We start from the raw sequence: 599 nt of genomic DNA, 5'->3' as shown, positions 1-599 counted from the left end.
TCGGCGTCCCCGACGATGTCTGCGGTGCCGGCGGCGAGGACGGGTCCTCCCCGGCTGAGCACGGCGTGGGAGATCTCCTGCTGGTAGACGTCGTGGGGCTGCACGAGCAGTGTTCCGTCCGGTAGTACCGCCCATTTCACCGGGCCGTCGTTGACGAGTTGGTCGAATCCGGGGTCGGCCGGGCTGATCGGCCGTACGCCGAGGTCGTCGGCGGCGTCCAACTCGGCCTGCAGGTTGTCCTTCAGGGTGTTCTCGAAGTGCCCCTCCGGCGGTCCGGTTGTCGGGCCGTCCTCGGGGTGGTTGCCGGCCGGGTCGGGCTGGCCGGTGCCGTCGTCGCCCCAGGCGACGGGTTCGTCCGGCAGGGTCCTCGGGCCGTGTTGGAACGGGGTGGGTCGGTCGGCCGGCGGGAGGCTGGCGGCGATCTGTTCCAGGTGTTGCAGCCGGTCGAACGCCCACTGGGTACGGGTCAGCAGCCCGTCGGCATCCGCCCGGAAGGTCGCCAGGTGTTCCTCGCCCGCGGTGCTGATGTGTCGCTTGAGCAGTTCGCTGCGCGACTGTGAGGTGACCGCCTCGTTCCCGTCGTAGGAGATGTTGGACAG

Annotated in this window: 1 protein-coding gene; it reads right to left on the bottom strand. The window is 70.1% G+C overall.

What is annotated here, in order from left to right:
- The coding region (locus ACFQ4H_RS34870; protein WP_377579560.1) for a hypothetical protein at positions 1 to 599 on the bottom strand (599 nt) is incomplete at both ends.

Source organism: Micromonospora sonneratiae, assembly GCF_042679305.1.
GTDB lineage: Bacteria > Actinomycetota > Actinomycetes > Mycobacteriales > Micromonosporaceae > Micromonospora_H > Micromonospora_H sonneratiae.
Note: the sequence above shows the minus strand (reverse complement) of the source record. Positions and strands in the feature narration are given on the sequence as shown.